The 18,352-nt window shown below is 45.9% G+C and carries 21 protein-coding genes; 9 read left to right on the forward strand and 12 right to left on the reverse strand.

From position 1 onward, the window contains the following. Positions 1 to 23: 23 nt before the first annotated feature. Positions 24 to 1,157 (reverse strand): S-(hydroxymethyl)glutathione dehydrogenase/class III alcohol dehydrogenase, encoded by a 1,134-nt coding sequence (locus AACT42_RS02400; protein ID WP_013857421.1) that lies wholly within the window; start codon positions 1,155 to 1,157, stop codon positions 24 to 26. Positions 1,158 to 1,283: 126 nt separating this feature from the next. Between AACT42_RS02400 and AACT42_RS02405 the strand changes: the two genes are divergently transcribed. Beyond that, on the forward strand, positions 1,284 to 2,171 hold the full coding sequence (locus tag AACT42_RS02405; protein WP_017045589.1) for a LysR family transcriptional regulator: 888 nt from the start codon (positions 1,284 to 1,286) through the stop codon (positions 2,169 to 2,171). Between the two features lie 20 nt (positions 2,172 to 2,191). After that, positions 2,192 to 2,707, forward strand: coding sequence for a tRNA adenosine(34) deaminase TadA (gene tadA / locus AACT42_RS02410; RefSeq protein ID WP_170888572.1), 516 nt, complete (start codon positions 2,192 to 2,194; stop codon positions 2,705 to 2,707). Positions 2,708 to 2,744: 37 nt separating this feature from the next. Here tadA and AACT42_RS02415 read toward each other — a convergent pair whose 3' ends face one another. Next, positions 2,745 to 2,879 carry a hypothetical protein gene (locus AACT42_RS02415; RefSeq protein WP_254917022.1) on the reverse strand — a complete coding sequence of 45 codons (135 nt, stop codon included), beginning with the start codon at positions 2,877 to 2,879 and terminating at the stop codon, positions 2,745 to 2,747. 209 nt (positions 2,880 to 3,088) lie between these two features. After that, positions 3,089 to 4,627, reverse strand: a complete 1,539-nt coding sequence (mltF, locus tag AACT42_RS02420) for a membrane-bound lytic murein transglycosylase MltF (RefSeq protein WP_094132062.1) — start codon at positions 4,625 to 4,627, stop codon at positions 3,089 to 3,091. Positions 4,628 to 4,939: 312 nt separating this feature from the next. Here mltF and purL point away from each other — a divergent pair, with 312 nt between their 5' ends. Both purL and AACT42_RS02430 read left to right on the forward strand, forming a co-directional pair. Beyond that, positions 4,940 to 8,836, forward strand: coding sequence for a phosphoribosylformylglycinamidine synthase (gene purL / locus AACT42_RS02425; RefSeq protein WP_094132061.1), 3,897 nt, complete (start codon positions 4,940 to 4,942; stop codon positions 8,834 to 8,836). A 240-nt stretch (positions 8,837 to 9,076) separates the two neighbouring features. After that, positions 9,077 to 9,310 (forward strand): DUF3622 domain-containing protein, encoded by a 234-nt coding sequence (locus AACT42_RS02430; RefSeq protein ID WP_010319076.1) that lies wholly within the window; start codon positions 9,077 to 9,079, stop codon positions 9,308 to 9,310. A gap of 38 nt (positions 9,311 to 9,348) precedes the next feature. Here the strand turns inward: AACT42_RS02430 and AACT42_RS02435 are convergent, their stop codons facing one another. The 5 genes from AACT42_RS02435 to tsaA all read right to left on the reverse strand — a co-directional run bounded on the left by AACT42_RS02435 (position 9,349) and on the right by tsaA (position 13,136). Further along, on the reverse strand, positions 9,349 to 9,540 hold the full coding sequence (locus AACT42_RS02435) for a DUF4250 domain-containing protein (protein WP_010319077.1): 192 nt from the start codon (positions 9,538 to 9,540) through the stop codon (positions 9,349 to 9,351). Continuing rightward, positions 9,540 to 9,746 (reverse strand): YaeP family protein, encoded by a 207-nt coding sequence (locus AACT42_RS02440; protein WP_010319078.1) that lies wholly within the window; start codon positions 9,744 to 9,746, stop codon positions 9,540 to 9,542. The genes AACT42_RS02435 and AACT42_RS02440 overlap by 1 nt, the downstream gene beginning before the upstream one ends. A 108-nt stretch (positions 9,747 to 9,854) precedes the next feature. Beyond that, a complete protein-coding gene (locus tag AACT42_RS02445; protein WP_094132060.1) occupies positions 9,855 to 10,496 on the reverse strand; it encodes a tellurite resistance TerB family protein in 642 nt (213 codons plus the stop codon). A gap of 140 nt (positions 10,497 to 10,636) precedes the next feature. After that, a complete protein-coding gene (locus tag AACT42_RS02450) occupies positions 10,637 to 12,352 on the reverse strand; it encodes a proline--tRNA ligase (protein WP_017044181.1) in 1,716 nt (571 codons plus the stop codon). An 88-nt stretch (positions 12,353 to 12,440) separates the two neighbouring features. Then, on the reverse strand, positions 12,441 to 13,136 hold the full coding sequence (gene tsaA / locus AACT42_RS02455; protein WP_017045586.1) for a tRNA (N6-threonylcarbamoyladenosine(37)-N6)-methyltransferase TrmO: 696 nt from the start codon (positions 13,134 to 13,136) through the stop codon (positions 12,441 to 12,443). Between the two features lie 121 nt (positions 13,137 to 13,257). Between tsaA and AACT42_RS02460 the strand changes: the two genes are divergently transcribed. Continuing rightward, complete coding sequence (locus tag AACT42_RS02460) at positions 13,258 to 13,512, forward strand: type B 50S ribosomal protein L31 (RefSeq protein WP_010319081.1); 255 nt, start codon at positions 13,258 to 13,260, stop codon at positions 13,510 to 13,512. Positions 13,513 to 13,515: 3 nt separating this feature from the next. Continuing rightward, entirely contained in the window at positions 13,516 to 13,641 is a 126-nt protein-coding gene (gene ykgO, locus AACT42_RS02465) for a type B 50S ribosomal protein L36 (RefSeq protein WP_010319082.1), read from the forward strand. 51 nt (positions 13,642 to 13,692) lie between these two features. Here the strand turns inward: ykgO and AACT42_RS02470 are convergent, their stop codons facing one another. After that, complete coding sequence (locus AACT42_RS02470) at positions 13,693 to 14,142, reverse strand: YaiI/YqxD family protein (RefSeq protein ID WP_026027673.1); 450 nt, start codon at positions 14,140 to 14,142, stop codon at positions 13,693 to 13,695. 7 nt (positions 14,143 to 14,149) lie between these two features. After that, complete coding sequence (locus AACT42_RS02475; RefSeq protein WP_094132059.1) at positions 14,150 to 14,437, reverse strand: hypothetical protein; 288 nt, start codon at positions 14,435 to 14,437, stop codon at positions 14,150 to 14,152. 868 nt (positions 14,438 to 15,305) lie between these two features. Between AACT42_RS02475 and AACT42_RS02480 the strand changes: the two genes are divergently transcribed. Then, positions 15,306 to 15,818, forward strand: coding sequence for a GNAT family N-acetyltransferase (locus AACT42_RS02480; RefSeq protein WP_013857407.1), 513 nt, complete (start codon positions 15,306 to 15,308; stop codon positions 15,816 to 15,818). On the opposite strand, the gene AACT42_RS02485 is transcribed toward AACT42_RS02480, so the two are convergent. Both AACT42_RS02485 and AACT42_RS02490 read right to left on the reverse strand, forming a co-directional pair. Beyond that, complete coding sequence (locus AACT42_RS02485) at positions 15,778 to 16,077, reverse strand: DUF3301 domain-containing protein (protein ID WP_017045584.1); 300 nt, start codon at positions 16,075 to 16,077, stop codon at positions 15,778 to 15,780. The two genes, AACT42_RS02480 and AACT42_RS02485, sit on opposite strands and share 41 nt — an antisense overlap. 11 nt (positions 16,078 to 16,088) lie before the next feature. Continuing rightward, the gene (locus tag AACT42_RS02490) at positions 16,089 to 17,132 is read right to left on the reverse strand and encodes a DUF3549 family protein (protein WP_094132063.1); all 1,044 of its coding nucleotides are present in this window, start codon (positions 17,130 to 17,132) and stop codon (positions 16,089 to 16,091) included. 122 nt (positions 17,133 to 17,254) lie between these two features. Between AACT42_RS02490 and AACT42_RS02495 the strand changes: the two genes are divergently transcribed. Together AACT42_RS02495 and truC are read left to right on the forward strand one after the other, a co-directional pair. After that, a complete protein-coding gene (locus AACT42_RS02495; RefSeq protein WP_094132058.1) occupies positions 17,255 to 17,575 on the forward strand; it encodes a YqcC family protein in 321 nt (106 codons plus the stop codon). Further along, complete coding sequence (gene truC / locus AACT42_RS02500) at positions 17,569 to 18,291, forward strand: tRNA pseudouridine(65) synthase TruC (RefSeq protein ID WP_094132057.1); 723 nt, start codon at positions 17,569 to 17,571, stop codon at positions 18,289 to 18,291. The genes AACT42_RS02495 and truC overlap by 7 nt, the downstream gene beginning before the upstream one ends. Positions 18,292 to 18,352: the final 61 nt, after the last annotated feature.

Genomic DNA, 18,352 nt, shown 5'->3' on the forward strand with positions numbered 1-18,352 from the left:
AAAAAAGGGCTGGCTATTAAGGCTTATTGGTCAAAATGAATCACAGAACGAATACTTTCGCCTTTATGCATTAAATCAAAGGCTTGGTTTATATCCTCTAAACCCATGGTATGGGTAATAAACTCTTGCAAACCAAATTCGCCCGCCAGATAGCGCTCGACAATGTGTGGCAGTTCCGAGCGGCCTTTTACGCCGCCAAATGCACTACCACGCCATACTCGGCCCGTCACTAATTGGAAAGGGCGAGTTGATATTTCTTGGCCCGCGCCAGCCACACCAATAATGACCGATTCTCCCCAGCCTTTATGGCAGCATTCTAACGCTTGGCGCATTACATTGACGTTACCGATGCACTCAAAAGAAAAATCAACACCGCCATCAGTCATCTCAATAATCACTTCTTGGATTGGTTTAGTCAGAGTTTTCGGGTTCAGGCAGTCCGTTGCACCAAGCTGAGTAGCAAGCTCAAACTTATTCTCATTGATATCAATGCCAATAATACGGCTGGCACCAGCCATTCTTGCGCCAATAATGGCGGAAAGCCCGATGCCGCCTAGGCCAAAGATGGCCACAGTATCACCTTGTTTAACTTTGGCCGTATTGAGCACCGCGCCCATGCCCGTTGTGACACCACAACCGAGCAAGCAGACCTCTTCTAATGGCGCCGCTTTATTGACCTTAGCCAAGGAAATTTCTGGCAACACGGTATACTCAGAAAAGGTGGAGCAACCCATATAATGGAAAATGGGTTGGCCGTCTTTATAGAAACGTGTAGTTCCATCAGGCATTAATCCTTTTCCTTGCGTTTCACGTACTGCTTGGCACAGGTTAGTTTTACCTGATTTACAGAATTTGCATTCACCACACTCTGCGGTGTACAAGGGAATGACATGATCTCCTACCTCGACGCTGGTTACCCCTTCACCAATCCGCTCAACGATACCGCCGCCTTCGTGGCCGAGGATAACCGGAAAAATCCCTTCAGGGTCTTCACCAGATAGCGTAAAGGCATCGGTATGACAAACGCCGCTCGCAATAATACGCACCAACACTTCGCCTTTTTGGGGCAACATAACGTCAACCTCCTCGACTTTTAGTGGTTGATTTGGCCCCCACGCAATCGCCGCGCGAGATTTAATGAATTGATGTGATGACATAAGATTTTCCTTTGCACATTACTTGAAGTTTCAAGTGAGTTGGGGAGAGTGACAGTATATTCCCTTCTTGAAATTTGATAATCGGTCTAAAATAAGAATCACTTTTACTTATCAGTAATAATTAAGATGGCGAGTTGGGAAGGCATTCATGAATTTGTTGCGGTGGCTGAAACTGGAAGTTTTACCGCAGCAGCGCACAAACTATCGACATCAGTGGCGAATGTCAGTCGACGTATTGCGCTATTAGAAGAGCGCTTGGCGGTAAAGTTGTTGCAACGTACCACGCGGCGAGTCTCCCTGACCGAAGCGGGTCAACTCTATTATCATCAGTGTCGGCAATTGGTTGAAGGCTTAGCGCAGGCTGATCTTGCTGTCACGCAGATGCAGCAAACGCCGTCAGGTTTACTGAAAGTGACCGCTCCGGTGACTTATGGTGAGCAGAAAGTCGCGCCTTTGCTGCATGAGTTTTTACAGTTACATCCTCAATTGGAGTTGGAACTGATACTCACTAACCAAAAATTGGATCTGATTGCGGAAGGAATTGATGTCGCCGTACGATTAGGGCAGTTAGATGATTCGAGTTTTATTGGCAAAAAGTTATCCAACCGACAACTGTTTGTCTGCGCTAGCCCTGACTATTTGGTGAAATATGGCACCCCCTATTCATTGTCAGAGTTGGTTCATCACCAATGTTTACAAGGTACTATGAACTATTGGCGATTTAAGGATCAACAACGCTCTCGTGAAATCGGTGTTAAAGGAAAAATTAAATGCAACAGCGGTGTGGCGTTATTGAATGCCGCGTTGCAAGGGATTGGAATCGTACAATTGCCCGACTATTATGTAGAGCCGTATTTGCTCTCGGGTGAGTTGCAAGAAGTGTTGCATCAGTACCGAGATGATCGTGAAGGTGTATGGGCCTTATACCCACAAAATCGCCATTTGTCCTCAAAAGTTAGGTTGCTGGTGGATTTTCTGGCAGAACGGCTATCGTCCGCTAACGGCAAAGGCTAGTGAAAGAGAAAATAGGATATATGAATACACAGTTTACCGTTCAAGATCAAAAGTTTATGCGCCGAGCTATCGCGCTTGCCAATCTTGCAGAACAAGCAGGTGAAGTGCCTGTGGGCGCTGTGCTTGTTAAAGATGGCGAAATCATTGCTGAAGGTTGGAATGCCTCTATTGGTCAACATGATGCGACAGCGCACGCTGAAATTCAGGCTTTGCGTCAAGCAGGTCAACGGTTACAAAATTATCGTTTGCTAGATACTACCTTATACGTCACTTTAGAGCCCTGTCCAATGTGCGCAGGCGCACTGCTGCATAGCCGAGTCAAAAGGATTGTCTTTGGCGCTCCAGATCTCAAAGCTGGGGCGGCCGGTACGGTGCTGAATTTATTTGAAAGCCAAGCCTCCTATCATTACGCGACGGTCGATAAAGGATTGTTAGAAGAGGAGTGTCGGGAGCAACTGCAATCTTTTTTTAGACGAAGACGCGCAGAGATACAGGCGGAAAAACAGCGGAATAAACAACAGAGTGATGGGCTTTAGCAAACATCCACTTTGAGTAGATGTTTGCCGCTGAAGGTTAAGCAGAGATTAATTGCATAAATGCACGGTTACGCCAGATAATTTTCTTTTTATTATTGGATAACATACGCTTACGACGGTTCGCTGCCACCGTTTTATTAAGGTGTTTTGATAGCTTTTTACGTTTAAGCATAAACAACCTCCTACTGCTGAGTTTTGACAATGATCCCTAATGGTTTAGGGTGCCTTATGACAATCTTAATCTGCCTTTATAGTGCAGGATTGTTACCATAATATGAAACTTAGGAAACGATCTTTTTCACGTTTTGATGTATGGGCTGCACACTTGGAAATCAAGTGTGCAATTTTTGTTCAACGTGGAAGATTTAGCTATTGTTATGCTTATTGAGCTACGGGGTCGAGATACTGATTATCCTGCGCCTCATCGGCCGATTCCATCGCTTCTAACGCGGCCTCCTCCTCCTCAATACTGATCACAACCAAATCATCAGTACCTGAACTATTGTCTATCTGCTTTTGTTGATCAACATGGCCAATAATACTTTGATAATAGCGACGAATATTTTCAACGTAGGCCTTGGCTTCGTCACCTCGCGCGTAGCCATATCGAGTCTGGCTGAAGTATTTCTTTTGTCTCAGTTGAGGGAGGCGTTCTTTGACTTCAGTCCATGAATCAGGGTTCGCACCTTGTTGCTTGGTTAAGCGTCTTGCATCCATCATATGCCCATAGCCGACGTTATAGGAAGCGAGAGCAAACCAAATTTTCTCATGTTCTGGGATGGAGTCTGGTATACGCTGTATCATCCGACGTAGGTATTCGACACCACCACGAATCGATTGTTCCGGATCGAGTCGATTGGCGACACCAACACTTCTTGCCGTAGGGAGAGTCAACATCATCATACCGCGGACCCCGGTGGGGGATTTAGCTAATGGATTCCAGTGAGACTCTTGATAAGCTAAGGCGGCAATCAATCGCCAATCAAACTCGTCAGAATATTGTTGGAAAAGAGGGGCCCATTTTGGTAAGCGGACATCGAGTGCTCTAATAAAGGCGCGCGTATCGACATAATCAAACGTGCCCACGTGACCAATATATTTCTCTTCCAAGGCCGCTAATTGACCAGATTGTTTAAGGTTGCCAAAAAACTCAATCATCAAGGCGTATAAGCTTTCATCTTCAGAGCGACGCATATACCAAGCGATAGGCTGATCTTCAGTTAATTCAAAGGCGACGGCTAAGTCAGGGTAGATTCGCTGCGACAGCGAGACTTCGACCGAATCAGCCATGGTAAATAGCAGTTCGCCATTCGAAACCTGTTTTAAAAGGTCGTTAACGTCGGCGTTATTATTCACATTGTACTGAAACTCTGGGTAGATCTGTTTAATGTCGCTGAGCGTATTTTCAAAGTGGGATTCATTCACGATAGAAAAAACGCTGTCACCTTCATGCCCAGCAATCAGTTCCGGTTGTTTTTCCAGTAATTGTTTTAAATTTCTTGGACGCCAGTTGCCTTTCTTATAGACGACTTGTTGGCTGACATAGTAATAAGCGGGCCCTGTTCTGAACTCATTCAAGCGTTGATTCGATTGACTTAACCCTGCTGCAACAACGTCGATTTCCCCATTTTTCAGTGCAGGAAAGAGACTAGACAACCGATAAGCGGGTTTCATCTCTAGTTTAACCCCAAGCTGATTGGCAAATTCGCGCGCTAGTTCGTAGTCCAGGCCTGCAGGGCCATCTGGGCCAATGTAGTAGGAGAGTTGATTGTTCAACGTACCCACTCGCAATACGCCACGTTCACGAATATGGTCAAGCTCGCTTTTAGGATCTGAATCGATTTGGCAACCGACGACAAAAAGAGTGAGTAGGAAAATGGACAATGAGCGATGAAGCTGAATCAGATAATACTTTGGCATTTATGAGCGATCTCTTACATCAATTACTGCCTTTATATCAAAGGCGGCCATATTGGCAAAGTTTCAGATCAAAAACGGATGAAAAAGTGTCGGCGACCACGCTAATGTGGCTGTATTTCAAATTTGACAAAAAAAATGACGCAAACGGTTGCTTTTGGTGTTACGTCACAAAAAGAATTCCTTTATAATGCGTTCGAAATCACGAGGTGAAATTGGTATGTATTCAGTTTTCTTTTATTAACTTATTGTATTTTAATGATTTTGAATTCATTCCAATTACACCTCAACCCACTGTATAAGAGACCTAAGCACATGAGAATTTTGCGTGGCTCCCCAGCGCTTTCTGAGTTTCGTGTTAACAAACTCGTTGAACTTTGTCGTGAACAGCAACTGCCTGTATTGGGTATTTACGCGGAGTTCATGCATTTTGCTGATCTCTCTGCGGATTTAGACGCTCAATCCCTTGAAAAATTAGAGAAACTACTCACTTATGGCCCAACGATTCAAGAACATGAGCCACAAGGTCTTCTTTTACTGGTCACTCCTCGTCCTGGAACCATCTCGCCTTGGTCTTCCAAAGCGACGGATATTGCGCATAACTGTGGTTTGAATGAGGTGAAGCGCTTAGAGCGAGGCACGGCTTACTACATCGAATTAGATCGCGAACTTTCTCAACCGCAACTTGTTACGCTTTATTCCCTGCTGTACGACCGAATGATGGAAGTCGTGTTTACCGATTTCGAATCAGCAACTTCACTGTTTAAAGTCGCTGAACCTGCTCCCGTAGCGTACGTCGACTTGCTGAAAGGCGGCCGCTCAGCGCTTGAAAAAGCAAACGTTACCCTTGGGCTTGCATTGGCTGACGATGAAATTGATTATTTGTTCGAAAGCTTCGTCACTAAGCTTGAGCGTAATCCAACCGATATCGAATTAATGATGTTTGCTCAAGCAAACTCTGAGCATTGTCGCCATAAAATCTTCAATGCCGATTGGACTATTGATGGCGTTAAGCAAGATAAATCGCTGTTTAAGATGATCAAAAACACTTATGAAGTGACTCCTGATCACGTGCTGTCTGCCTATAAAGATAATGCCGCCGTCATGGTGGGTTCAGAAGTTGGGCGTTTTTTCCCTGATCCAGAGACACGCCAATATGGTTATCACCATGAAAAAGCGCATATTTTAATGAAGGTGGAAACACACAACCACCCGACGGCGATTGCTCCTTGGCCGGGCGCTTCAACGGGTTCCGGTGGTGAAATTCGTGACGAAGGTGCAACGGGGATTGGTGGAAAACCTAAAGCCGGGTTAGTCGGTTTTACTACTTCAAACTTGCGTATTCCTAATTTTGTGCAGCCTTGGGAAACGGATTTTGGTAAACCGGGGCGCATTGTCACGGCACTCGATATTATGCTGGAAGGCCCGCTCGGTGGCGCGGCTTTTAACAACGAATTTGGTCGTCCAAACTTGTTAGGTTACTTCCGTACTTACGAAGAGAAAGTTAACTCTCACGCTGGTGAAGAAGTGCGTGGTTATCACAAACCAATCATGATTGCTGGTGGGATGGGGAATATCCGCGACGAGCATGTGCAGAAAAAAGAGATCCCTGTTGGCGCGAGCTTAATTGTGCTTGGTGGTCCGGCAATGAACATTGGCCTTGGTGGGGGCGCCGCTTCTTCTATGGCATCTGGTCAATCTGCGGAAGATCTTGATTTTGCGTCGGTACAGCGTGAAAACCCAGAGATGGAACGCCGCTGCCAAGAGGTGATTGATCGCTGCTGGCAACTCGGTGAGGCGAATCCGATCGCCTTTATCCATGATGTAGGCGCTGGTGGTATCTCAAACGCATTGCCTGAGCTTGTTGATGATGGCGAACGTGGCGGTATTTTCCAACTGCGTGATGTACCTAACGATGAGCCAGGAATGAGCCCGCTTGAAATTTGGTGTAATGAATCACAAGAGCGTTACGTGCTGGCTGTAGCGCCAGAAAACATGGCGCGCTTTGACGCCATTTGCCAACGTGAGCGCGCGCCTTATGCTGTTGTGGGCATTGCCACTGAAGAGCGTGAACTGAAATTGGAAGATTCACATTTCGACAATACGCCAATTGATATGCCGATGGACGTATTGCTTGGCAAAACACCTAAAATGTATCGTGATGTGAAGACGCTGAAAGTTAATAATCCAGCACTTGATCGCCGTGATATCGAATTGAACGAAGCGATTGATCGAATACTGCGTCTCCCTGCGGTTGCAGAAAAAACCTTCCTCATCACCATTGGTGACAGAACCGTCACTGGTTTGGTCGCTCGTGACCAAATGGTTGGTCCGTGGCAAGTGCCAGTAGCAAACTGCGCGGTTACCGCGGCAAGTTATGATACTTACCATGGCGAAGCGATGTCGATGGGGGAGCGCACGCCAGTTGCCTTGCTGGATTTTGGGGCATCGGCACGCTTAGCCGTGGGCGAAGCGATCACCAACATTGCCGCTACCCATATCGGTGATATCAAACACATTAAGTTGTCGGCGAACTGGATGTCACCAGCGGGTCACCCTGGTGAAGATGCTGGTTTGTATGAGGCAGTAAAAGCGGTCGGTGAAGAGCTTTGTCCTGCGCTCGGCCTGACTATCCCTGTGGGTAAAGATTCGATGTCGATGAAGACCAAATGGGATGAGAATGGCGAACAAAAAGAAGTGACCTCTCCGCTATCATTGGTGATCACGGCATTTGCTCGTGTTGAAGATGTACGTAACACCATCACCCCTCAGTTAAGAACCGATAAGGGCGAAACCTCACTGGTTTTGATTGATTTAGGTAATGGTAAGAATCGCTTGGGCGCAACGGCGTTAGCACAAGTCTACAAACAGTTGGGTGATAAACCCGCAGACGTAGATAATGCGGCGCAGCTTAAAGCCTTCTATGAAGCGATCCAAACCTTGGTCGCGAATCAGCAGATTATTGCCTATCACGATAAAGGTGACGGTGGTCTATTCGTTACTCTAGCTGAAATGGCCTTTGCGGGTCATTGTGGCGTGAAAGCCGATATTGCCGCACTAGGTGATGATGCATTGGCCGCGTTATTTAATGAAGAGCTGGGCGCCGTCATTCAAGTTCGTCACCATGACTTGGATACGGTGCTTTCGACGCTAACGGCGCATGGTTTACAAGCGTGTTCACACGTTATCGGTCGTGTGGAGGCTTCTGATGAGCTAGTCATTACCGCTGGTGAGCAGCCTATTGTTGTACGTAACCGCACTGAACTTCGCACCATTTGGGCTGAAACTACGCATAAAATGCAAGCGCTGCGCGATAACCCGCAGTGCGCGGATCAAGAATTTGCAGCAAAACAAGATAACAGTGATAAAGGTCTTAACGTCAGTTTGAGCTTTGACGTGCAACAAGATGTGGCGGCACCGTATATCGCTAAAGGCGTGAAGCCAAAAATGGCTATTTTGCGCGAGCAAGGGGTTAACTCACACGTTGAAATGGCGGCAGCGTTTGATCGCGCAGGCTTTGAAACAACCGATATACACATGAGCGACATCTTAACGGGTCAAGCGGTGCTTGAAGAGTACCAAGGCCTCGTCGCATGTGGTGGGTTCTCTTATGGTGACGTATTGGGCGCGGGTGAAGGCTGGGCGAAATCTGTGCTGTTTAATGTACAAGCTCGTGAACAGTTCCAACGTTTCTTCCAACGTGAAGATACTTTCTCGCTAGGAGTGTGTAACGGCTGTCAAATGCTGTCGAATTTGAAAGAGTTAATCCCTGGTGCGGATTTATGGCCGCGTTTTGTGCGCAATGAATCAGAGCGTTTTGAAGCGCGCTTTAGCTTAGTGGAAGTGCAGCAATCTGATTCACTGTTTTTTAATGAGATGGCTGGCTCGCGCATGCCGATTGCGGTTTCGCATGGCGAAGGGCGCGTTGAAGTTCGTGATACGGCACATTTAACGGCGATTGAACAATCAGGCACCGTTGCGCTGCGTTTTGTGGATAACAACGGCCATGCCACGCAGCAATATCCGAACAACCCAAATGGTTCACCAAATGCCATTACAGGCTTAACGACTCAAGATGGCCGTGTGACGATCATGATGCCGCACCCAGAGCGCGTGTTCCGCACGGTAGCGAACTCTTGGCATCCTGATTCTTGGGGTGAAAACAGCCCATGGATGCGTATGTTCCAAAATGCACGTAAGAACTTAGGGTAACTCACCTTGTCGCCAGTGAGATAAACGACTTAGTCTTGTTATTCCAGCCGCTGCAACTCAGCGGCTTTTTTGTTTACTTTGAGGATGAATTTTTTGTAAAAAATGCAGAAAAAAATTGTGATTTGTGCTCTAATGCCGCGCTTACCAAGGGATGGTGTTCAACATCCGCCGCCATATAATATAATGGCGCGCGACAAACGTTGATGAGTAATCCCTTATTATTCCCTTAGGAAAACGAAAATGTCAGAAAGTAAAAAATTTACCATCAAAGTGACTGAAAAGCGCAATGGTTGGGCGGCGGAAATCGTACGTCAAGTGACCTCTCGCAGAAGTGTTGTTTCAAAGCGCGAAATGGGTTTTGAAAGCGAAGCACAAGCACAAGCTTGGGCGGAAAAAGAGCTCAGTGGCTTTATTGAGAACCAAGCGAAACGCAATGAGCGTAAGGCTCTGGCAAGAAAAGAGAAAAAAGCTTAGTACAAAAACCCGCTTTAAATTAGCGGGTTTTTTATGCCTTAACGAAATTGACCGATTTGCGGTAAAAACTCAAAACCTGCACTGGCTAAGCGAGCCTCTAATGCCGCACGATCGATATCAAAGTCATCCGCCAGCTTATCAAGATCGCCATTAAAATCATCACGTAGCTTCATATTGATGATGCTCATCAGCATGATTGGATCCATCGAGGCAAAATTGGCTAAATTCATCACTTATCCTCGAAATCAGAAATCAGCAAGTTAGCTGCCGCAAAGGCTGCTTGCTCTCGAACCGCTTTTGGCAGCGATTCGTCTGCTGCGACATCATTCAAGGTTTTGATGGCGCAGGAGATTGCTTGAGGAATATAAGCTTGATCACCACTGCCTATCTGCGCATAAAGCTCGCGCACTAATTCACAACAACCGTAAACTTGCATAGATTAAATCCTAACTAATGATAATGGCTCTCAATATACACATTACGTTTGGCAAAGACAAAATCAGAACTTGCGTTTGCGCAAGCTCTGATTGCATGTGATGAAACTTTAAGCGTTCACTTGCTGCTCTAGCGCCATAACCAGATCGTCGGCTAGCTGTAGTTGCTTAGCGAGCTCGTTCAGATACGCTTTTTCCATGAAATTTTGTTCATCGGCGATAAGTAAAGAGGCCAGATAAAGCTCACTCGCTTGTGCGGGCGTTGTGGCTAACTGTGCAATAGCCGTGGGATCGAGCGGTTTATGCAGCTCATTTTTTACCAGCTGCTGCAATTGGTTATCTGCGCCCATTTCAGAGATGGCTTGCTCAATTTTCGCCATTTCTTGTTCATCCACATGACCATCAGCTTTTGCGGCGGCAATCATCGCTTTTAGGATCAGCGTGCTGTGGCTAGCATCATTAGGGTCAAAGCTAGACTGCGGTTGAGTGGTCGTTTGTTTTGCTTGCCAGTCATTATACGCTTTATAGGCTAGTGCGCCGAGCGCCGCTGCTCCACCAATCCCTATCACTTTAGTGCATATTTTTTTTGCTTTCTTCGAGCCCATCAATAAACCGATTAGGCCACCACCGAGTGCACCTGCTCCTAAGGTTTTGAGTTTACTTGAATCTTGTGTGATAGCGCCGAGTTGGCTTGAACCTTGTTTTACGATGTCTGAATTCAATGCTTGGTTAAGTAAACTTTTTAGATCCATAGGTCACCTCCATTAATAATGGATTAAAGAATAGATCACCGTAGATGAATCGAAGATTAATATGCTTGAAAAAGCTTTTGTGGCTGGTGACAAAATAAAAAAGGTTGCCATTTAGGCAACCTTTTCAAGAGTATACTTTATTAGGCGATTTGAGCATTAATAAAGGAGACTATTTCATTCATAGCGACGGCCGACTTCTCACCACTGCGGCGATGTTTATATTCGAAGTTGCCCTCATCCATACTGCGATCGCCAATAATGATGGTATGTGGCACACCGATCAGTTCCATATCTGAGAACATTACGCCCGGGCGCTCTTTACGATCATCAAATAGCACTTCAATACCAGCTGCGGTCAGTTCCGTATACAGTTTTTCAGCAGCTTGTTGGACGCGCTCTGATTTGTGCATGTTCATAGGGACAATCGCCACTTGGAAAGGTGCGATCGCGTCAGGCCAGATGATGCCGTATTTATCGTTGTTTTGCTCGATGGCTGATGCCACAACGCGTGATACGCCAATGCCGTAACAACCCATCTCTAAAATGGTGTTTTTACCATTGGAATCAAGAACGCCACAGTTCATTTTCTCAGAGTAGTTAGTACCCAATTGGAAAATATGACCCACTTCGATACCGCGTTTGAGCATTAGTGTCCCTTTACCACATGGGCTTGGGTCGCCTTCAACGACGTTACGAAGATCTTCCACTTTCGCTAGCTCAACGTCACGGCCCCAGTTGATGCCAAAGTAGTGTTTGCCATCGATGTTGGCTCCTGCGCCAAAATCGCTCATGACGGCTACGCTGTGATCAACGATAAATGGCAATTCAAGACCAACAGGGCCAAGAGAGCCTGGGCCTGCGCCAATCAGCGCGCGAATCTCTTCTTCGCTAGCCATTTCTAGCGGAGCGGCAACTTCAGCGAGTTTCTCGGCTTTGATTTCATTGAGTTCATGATCACCACGGATAATCAGTGCCACGATAGAGGCATCGATCTCATCAGATGCTTTTACAAACAGTGTTTTAACTGTTTTCTCAATCGGTAGGCCATGCTGCTCAACCAATTCAGCGATGGTTTTGGCGTTTGGCGTATCAACCTGCGTCATCTCTTGAGTTGGCGCGGCGCGCTCAACGGCTGGCGCAATGGCTTCTGCTTTTTCGATGTTGGCGGCGTAATCCGATTCAGTTGAGAAGGCGATGATGTCTTCACCACTTTCAGCCAATACATGGAACTCATGAGAGCCGTTACCACCGATAGCGCCGGTGTCGGCTAATACTGGGCGGTAATCAAGCCCCATGCGATCGAAGGCTTTACAGTAAGCTTCGTGCATCGCTTGGTAAGATTTCTCTAAGCCTGCTTTATCTATATCAAAGCTATAGGCATCCATCATGCAGAATTCACGAGCACGCATCACACCAAAACGAGGACGTCTCTCATCACGGAATTTGGTTTGAATCTGGTACAGGTTCAGCGGCAATTGCTTGTAAGAGCTGACTTCGTTGCGTACCAAGCTGGTGATTACTTCTTCAGCAGTTGGACTAAGCACAAACGGACGAGTATGGCGGTCAGTAAAGCGAAGTAGCTCAGGGCCCATTTTCTCAGAGCGGCCTGTCTCTTCCCACAGTTCAAACGGTTGCACAACGGGCATCAAGGTTTCGATTGCACCGGCATTGTCGATCTCTTGACGAACGATGTTTTCGACTTTACGCAGCACACGTAGACCAGTAGGCAGCCAGGTATAAAGACCTGAAGCCAGCTTACGGATCATACCTGCACGTAACATGAGCTGATGGCTCACGACTTCTGCGTCGTTTGGAGTCTCCTTCAAAGTAGAAAGAAGATATTTACTGGTACGCATTCTATGGTATCCGTTTCATGATAGTTAAAAGCGCTCTCCAATGAGAGGCTAGAATTAAGCCGCTAATAATATCAGCCAATCGGCTTTGTCAAAAGCGTTCTATTGCGGTTACTGAGACTAAGTTGTTTGCGATAGTGAATTTTACGTTCAGATCGAACAGATTTACCGCATATTCTTTATGATCGATTTTATGTTTTTTATAGGCTGGGCGAGGATCTTGAGCCAGCACTTGCTCAATGACGGCTTTAACCATGTCGTGATCTGCCCGCGCATTCAGTACCGTTAACGCCGCTTGGCTAAAGGTCACTGCGATCTTGTCGGGCTCGCTCTCGGCATAGCCACCGCTGGCTGTGGCTATCGAATCGGAATAGGGAATATAGGGTTTGATGTCAATGATCGGTGTGTTATCGACTAAATCTACGCTGCCTAGTTCCAAATAAACCTGATCACCTTGCTGAGTGACGCCTTTCAATTCAACGGCAGACATACCGATACCGTTAGGTCGAAACGTGGCCCGTGAAGCAAATACGCCGATCCGCTCATTTCCGCCTAAGCGCGGTGGGCGCACCGTCGGTTTCCAACCGGCATCGAGGTTTTGGTCAAACAGAAAAAGTAACCAGACATGGCTAAATTGTTCGATGCCTCGCACCGACTCTAAGCAATTAGCGTGACCGATGAGCTTGACTCTCGCGCTTGCGCTCGCCACTAAGCGAGGTTGGCGAGGAACGGCAAATTTTTCTTTATAAGGCGTTTCAATAGTGCCAATCGGAGCAATGGTGTGCATATCCGTATCCGTCTTTTTTCACGTTGGTTGAGAAAAATATCACATTTAAGCTTGCTTTTCTTCTTGGTAATGATTATTAATTGGCATGTTATAACATAACAATTTAAGTGAGGGGAAATTGATGAAAGACGGAATTCATCCGCCATACCAAAAAGTGGTTTTCCACGACACCAGTGTGGATAAGTATTTTATTGTGGGTTCAACGCTAAAAACTGATCGGACGATCGAGTGGGAAGATGGCAACACCTATCCTTATTTCACCTTAGATGTGTCGTCTGAATCGCATCCGTATTACACCGGTAAGCAGCGAGTTGTTCAAAAAGAAGGACGAGTGGCGAATTTCAATCGTCGCTTTGCTCAGTTTGGTAAGGAGTAAACTATGAAAGTATTAAGTTCATTAAAAAGCGCAAAATCACGTCATCCAGATTGTCAAATCGTCAAAAGACGCGGTCGTTTATATGTAATTTGTAAAACCAATCCAAGATTTAAGGCGGTTCAGCGCTAATGAAGAGGAACGGTTGGACAGGCTAGTGATTGTCCAACCGTCAAAACGTGGTTATTTGTTCGCTTTAGCCAAAATGCGATCCAAATGGTTGGCAAATTCGCGTCGTTCTGTTTGAGAAAGCGCACTTGGTCCGCCAGTTTGGATACCGCTTGATCGCATCGTATCCATAAAATCTCTAATATTGAGGCGTGCCTTGATGGTCTCTTTGGTATACAGCTCACCACGAGAATTGAGCGCCAAGCCACCTTTGGTTATCACTTCATCGGCCAGTGGAATATCGGAAGTAATTACCAAATCGCCCACTTCTACCCGTTTGACGATTTCGTTATCGGCAACATCAAAACCACTGGGGACTTGCAGTGAACGAATGTTAGATCGTTGCGGAATCGGAACAACATGATTGGCCACAAAAGTACATTCAACGCCCGTCCTTTCGGCTGCGCGGACAATGGTTTCACGAATTACTTTCGGACATGCATCGGCGTCCACCCAAATTTTCATCATTCAATTACTTCTCGTTTAGTTGTGCCTCTAGGGCTGCTACTCGGGCTGACAAAGCGGCTAGTTGCGTTTCAAGTTCGGCTACCTTGTTCACGCTATTTTCCGTACTAACGCTCACTTCTACTTTGGGAACTCGGTGTGCATTTTTCCAACTTTTGATGGTTGCAATCAAGGCTGGCATTGGCACTGAGGTGCTAAGACGTGACTTTACTAAGGCCACACTCGGTTCCTTTCCCTGTTGTTGTAAGAGAGTCAAGATGTTTTCTAGTTCTTGAGTGACATCTTTTGTGAGCATAGGTTATCCTTTTTGTGAGTTGCTGTGATCTTACCTTTTATTTACCAAGAGCAAAAGTGGCGAAGTGTTGTAAGAGATCTCGCACATTGTTTGTAAGAAATCACAGTGTTTAACGCAGTGTTTGGTGGTGATTTTTTTATAACTATTTGTTTTTAATTAATATATCTATTTCTTTAGGTTGTTTTTTTAAAAATGATATTTTTAGGTGATTGTTTCTTAAAGCCAAACGAGTAAATTGAACCCTGTCGGAAGGATTCTGACAAGGAATTACAAAGCACCAAGGTTTGGTCTCTTCAGGAAGAAGACAAGGTTGTTCACGAAGAATAACCACGCAGGATGCTAGGACAGCGTAAGGATACAACAGTTGGCAGGATGCGAGCTGCATGGATTGGCGATGGACACCTTGTGGATAAGGCAGGACAACATCAGGATGATGTTATGGACACCGCTCAAGGAACAAGTGATGAGTATTGACCGGAGTGTTAGTACCATGGAAAGTTTGGACACCGCTAGGATGGCGATGCAGGATGAGCCGAAGAATTGGCCACTATTATGGATGATGCATGGAGCACACAATTTAGTAGCTGGACTGCTGCGAGTAAGACTTTAAGCCTCGACACATGCGTGTTGAGGCTTTTCTTATTACTTGCATTCTGGCTTTAGCGTGTTGTTGCTTCAAAAAAAGTTCATATGATAAGTGCTGCAAAATAATAACAACAAAAAAACAATCTAGATCAATTACCTCATCGTTCGGTTGGTTTAATTTTCGGCTTCTTTGCAAAAATAGAGTACCAGATTTTATTTGGGCTAAGGCGTATTGCCCTAAGCCTAGTTGAGTCTTTCGGTATTATTTTGCGGCTAACAAGGATTGTACGTGACAACCGTAACAAGAAGAACGCTTCTTCTCCCTTACACCGATTCGTTAGAGTCTGATTTTTTGATGCTCAATTGTTGCGCCAAAAATCGGGCACAGATGAATGGCCCTAAAACGGTCGCTTCAGCAAAACAGCTTTTTCAACGAGTGCTTCATGATCCTCATTTGTACGCAATGGCGGTGTTAGATAATTATAACCGCGAATACATGGGGCATTTGTTCATTGAACTTGACGAAGAGCGAGCAGAACTCGGTTTTCTTTTTGATAAATTGTATTGGGGCAAAGGCATTGCAACTGAGGCATTGAAGGCTTTTTTACCTAAAGCAGCCTACCAATTGCAACGACAAAAAATTACAGCCACTGCTAATATTGGCCACCATGCCTCTATTGCGGTACTCAAAAAACTCGGCTTTGAGCTGTTGGGTGAGAAAGAAGATGTTTTTGGCCCTTATTGGGAATTTGAGTTTACATACGATGAGGCGGCAAATGAAAAGCAGATGGCCTAAAGCCTATCATTTGTAATTCACCTTGGTAGCAGTCGTCACCTAGTGCAGAAAACTCAAACCAATAAACGGTATGCCAACGCCAGAGTCCTTCTGGCGTTTTGAATTTGTGGCGTCCAAAAGCAACGCTGATCAGCTGTAAGTCGAGTTGTTCGCATTTTCGACTGATCGCCGCTTTTGCCAATTCGGCTTGGCGACGCTGTTGCCAGAAAAGAAAGCAGCCCAAGCTGAGTAATAAAATAGCCAATAGATCGCCTAGCATAAACATTCCAGTTATTGAGCTTTAGTTGTTTGTTGTAAGCGAATTAAGGCATCGGCTAATTCGATCGAAGGGCTAGAATGCAGCAGTGGCAGCAGTACCATTCGCAGTTCTGGCAGCATCACTAAATCAGCAAAGAGCTGGTTAAAGAGGGCTTGATTGCCTGTTTGCGCCAAGCGTAATAAAAACGTTTCGGCAAGTGATGGGTTAGACAATACATGCCACGAGCGCCCTGCAATGGCAATTAATATCTCTTGATGGCTCAAGCGTGGGCTTTGCAGAATACGTTCAACCAAGGTTGCGGTGAGTGCATTATCCGCACCTGATAAGGCTCGTATTAAAGCAGAGAGTAAGAACAGATCAGGTTCGTGGCTTTCGATGTGCAACATCGCCATCTCTTGCAAACGCAGCGCCAACTTATCATTCAACGGTGCACTATGTTCGAGTGCACCCAGCAGGGCATACAAAGGCTGAGCTGGTAGGTGGTTTAATGCTTTCCTTAATAACACGCTATTTTGTTCTTTGCTTAAACGAGCACAAATATCAGTAATGCCTTGTAAGCCGACCGTCTGCCAGTTTTCCCAGCCTAAATCCCCACTAAAATAGTGTTGCGCATGCTCATAATATTGGCTTGATGGTAGGTTCAACTGGGCGCGTATTTGGCTGTGGAATACCGCCATTTTGTCGTCGCTCGGTTTAAAGGTATAAGGGTTATTGGCAAGCTTTTGCTGCTGCTCATCGCTGAGGTCTTGATGCAAACGTGACCCCATCGCTTCAAGTACAAACTTGATGAAGTTACCTATCTCAGCTTGTTTGAGTAGGCCGCGTTCATCCAAAGAGAATTTAAGAAACCAGATCCAAGGTTGTTGGGCTTGGTTCCAATACGCGATGGCAAGATGAGCATGACGCTGCAATGGATAGGGATACGGTTGTTGACCTTTTTCTACTTGAGAAAAGTGTGTATTTTCAATCGGGCAGATGCGTCTTCCTAAATCAAAGATCCGATATTGGCTACCACTATTGGTGAGCAATTGGCTAAGCGTATGAATGGTATCCATGGATAAAGTGGCCTTAACTTGTGTTCTTGAATAACTATTTTTGATCAATAACTCTCTTTGAACAATAAATGGTACTCTATAGCCCATTTTCAAGGTCACTTAGCAAATTAACTTGGTGAATAATGACAGTAAGCACAAAACTGACCCACCTGTTGAAGCAACTAGAAACTCAGTTACGCAATTCTCAGTGCTGGCAATCTCAGCCGCCAAGCGAAAGCGCATTGATGAGCACAGAGCCTTTCTCCATCGATACCCTCACTCCGGAGCAGTGGCTGCAGTGGATTTTCATCCCCAAAATGTTATTGGCAATTGAGCAGCAAACAGAGCTTCCTCAAGGGTTCTCGCTCACTCCCTATTTTGAAGAGGCATGGCAACATCAAGCGGAATTGGCTGAGGTGATTGCGCTGCTACGTTTGATTGATGAGGTAAGCCAACCATGTTAGAGATTCTGTATCAGGACGATGATTTGGTCGCCGTGAATAAACCTGCAGGAATGCTGGTGCATCGCTCATGGCTAGATAAACACGAAACGCAATTTGTGATGCAAACGCTGCGCGATCAAATTGGCCAGCATGTGTTTCCCCTACATCGATTAGATAGGCCAACTTCTGGCGTGCTTGTGTTTGCGCTCTCCAGTGAAGTGGCGGCGCAAATGATGCCGATGTTTGCCAACCATCAAATGGAAAAAACGTACCATGCGATTGTGCGTGGTTGGATTGAACAAGGGGATGTGCTTGATTACCCACTCAAAATCGAGCTAGATAAAATTGCCGATAAGTTTGCCAAACAAGATAAAGAAGCCCAAGAAGCGATCACCGCTTATCAACCATTAGCGACAGTAGAAGTGCCGTATTCAACCGGGCGTTTCCCAACCAGCCGCTACTGTTTGGTGGAAATGAAACCGCAAACGGGCCGTAAACATCAGTTGCGTCGTCATATGCACCATTTGAGTCATCCAATTATTGGTGATACCACTCATGGTGATGGTAAGCACAACCGCCTATTTCGCGATCATTATGACGCGCAGCGTCTGATGCTCCATGCCTCTGAATTACGTTTTACTCATCCGTTTACTGGCCAAACATTAGTGCTTAAAGCTGGTTTTGATGAGGTATGGCAACGGCTGTTTACTCAGTTTGAGTGGAGCCTGCCGATATAAAAACAAAACCCTCGCGATGCGAGGGTTTTGAGTCTTGGGATGTAACTGAAAGTGATGTGGT

Source organism: Vibrio sp. V15_P4S5T153 (assembly GCF_963874485.1).
GTDB classification, from domain to species: domain Bacteria; phylum Pseudomonadota; class Gammaproteobacteria; order Enterobacterales; family Vibrionaceae; genus Vibrio; species Vibrio anguillarum.

What these genes read in the sequence shown, in the direction of transcription:
- AACT42_RS02400 (WP_013857421.1), bottom strand. Translation starts at nt 1,157, where the DNA reads ATGTCATCACATCAATTCATTAAATCTCGCGCGGCGATTGCGTGGGGG.
- AACT42_RS02405 (WP_017045589.1), top strand. Translation starts at nt 1,284, where the DNA reads ATGGCGAGTTGGGAAGGCATTCATGAATTTGTTGCGGTGGCTGAAACT.
- tadA (WP_170888572.1), top strand. Translation starts at nt 2,192, where the DNA reads ATGAATACACAGTTTACCGTTCAAGATCAAAAGTTTATGCGCCGAGCT.
- AACT42_RS02415 (WP_254917022.1), bottom strand. Translation starts at nt 2,879, where the DNA reads ATGCTTAAACGTAAAAAGCTATCAAAACACCTTAATAAAACGGTGGCA.
- mltF (WP_094132062.1), bottom strand. Translation starts at nt 4,627, where the DNA reads ATGCCAAAGTATTATCTGATTCAGCTTCATCGCTCATTGTCCATTTTC.
- purL (WP_094132061.1), top strand. Translation starts at nt 4,940, where the DNA reads ATGAGAATTTTGCGTGGCTCCCCAGCGCTTTCTGAGTTTCGTGTTAAC.
- AACT42_RS02430 (WP_010319076.1), top strand. Translation starts at nt 9,077, where the DNA reads ATGTCAGAAAGTAAAAAATTTACCATCAAAGTGACTGAAAAGCGCAAT.
- AACT42_RS02435 (WP_010319077.1), bottom strand. Translation starts at nt 9,540, where the DNA reads ATGAATTTAGCCAATTTTGCCTCGATGGATCCAATCATGCTGATGAGC.
- AACT42_RS02440 (WP_010319078.1), bottom strand. Translation starts at nt 9,746, where the DNA reads ATGCAAGTTTACGGTTGTTGTGAATTAGTGCGCGAGCTTTATGCGCAG.
- AACT42_RS02445 (WP_094132060.1), bottom strand. Translation starts at nt 10,496, where the DNA reads ATGGATCTAAAAAGTTTACTTAACCAAGCATTGAATTCAGACATCGTA.
- AACT42_RS02450 (WP_017044181.1), bottom strand. Translation starts at nt 12,352, where the DNA reads ATGCGTACCAGTAAATATCTTCTTTCTACTTTGAAGGAGACTCCAAAC.
- tsaA (WP_017045586.1), bottom strand. Translation starts at nt 13,136, where the DNA reads ATGCACACCATTGCTCCGATTGGCACTATTGAAACGCCTTATAAAGAA.
- AACT42_RS02460 (WP_010319081.1), top strand. Translation starts at nt 13,258, where the DNA reads ATGAAAGACGGAATTCATCCGCCATACCAAAAAGTGGTTTTCCACGAC.
- ykgO (WP_010319082.1), top strand. Translation starts at nt 13,516, where the DNA reads ATGAAAGTATTAAGTTCATTAAAAAGCGCAAAATCACGTCATCCAGAT.
- AACT42_RS02470 (WP_026027673.1), bottom strand. Translation starts at nt 14,142, where the DNA reads ATGAAAATTTGGGTGGACGCCGATGCATGTCCGAAAGTAATTCGTGAA.
- AACT42_RS02475 (WP_094132059.1), bottom strand. Translation starts at nt 14,437, where the DNA reads ATGCTCACAAAAGATGTCACTCAAGAACTAGAAAACATCTTGACTCTC.
- AACT42_RS02485 (WP_017045584.1), bottom strand. Translation starts at nt 16,077, where the DNA reads ATGCTAGGCGATCTATTGGCTATTTTATTACTCAGCTTGGGCTGCTTT.
- AACT42_RS02490 (WP_094132063.1), bottom strand. Translation starts at nt 17,132, where the DNA reads ATGGATACCATTCATACGCTTAGCCAATTGCTCACCAATAGTGGTAGC.
- AACT42_RS02495 (WP_094132058.1), top strand. Translation starts at nt 17,255, where the DNA reads ATGACAGTAAGCACAAAACTGACCCACCTGTTGAAGCAACTAGAAACT.
- truC (WP_094132057.1), top strand. Translation starts at nt 17,569, where the DNA reads ATGTTAGAGATTCTGTATCAGGACGATGATTTGGTCGCCGTGAATAAA.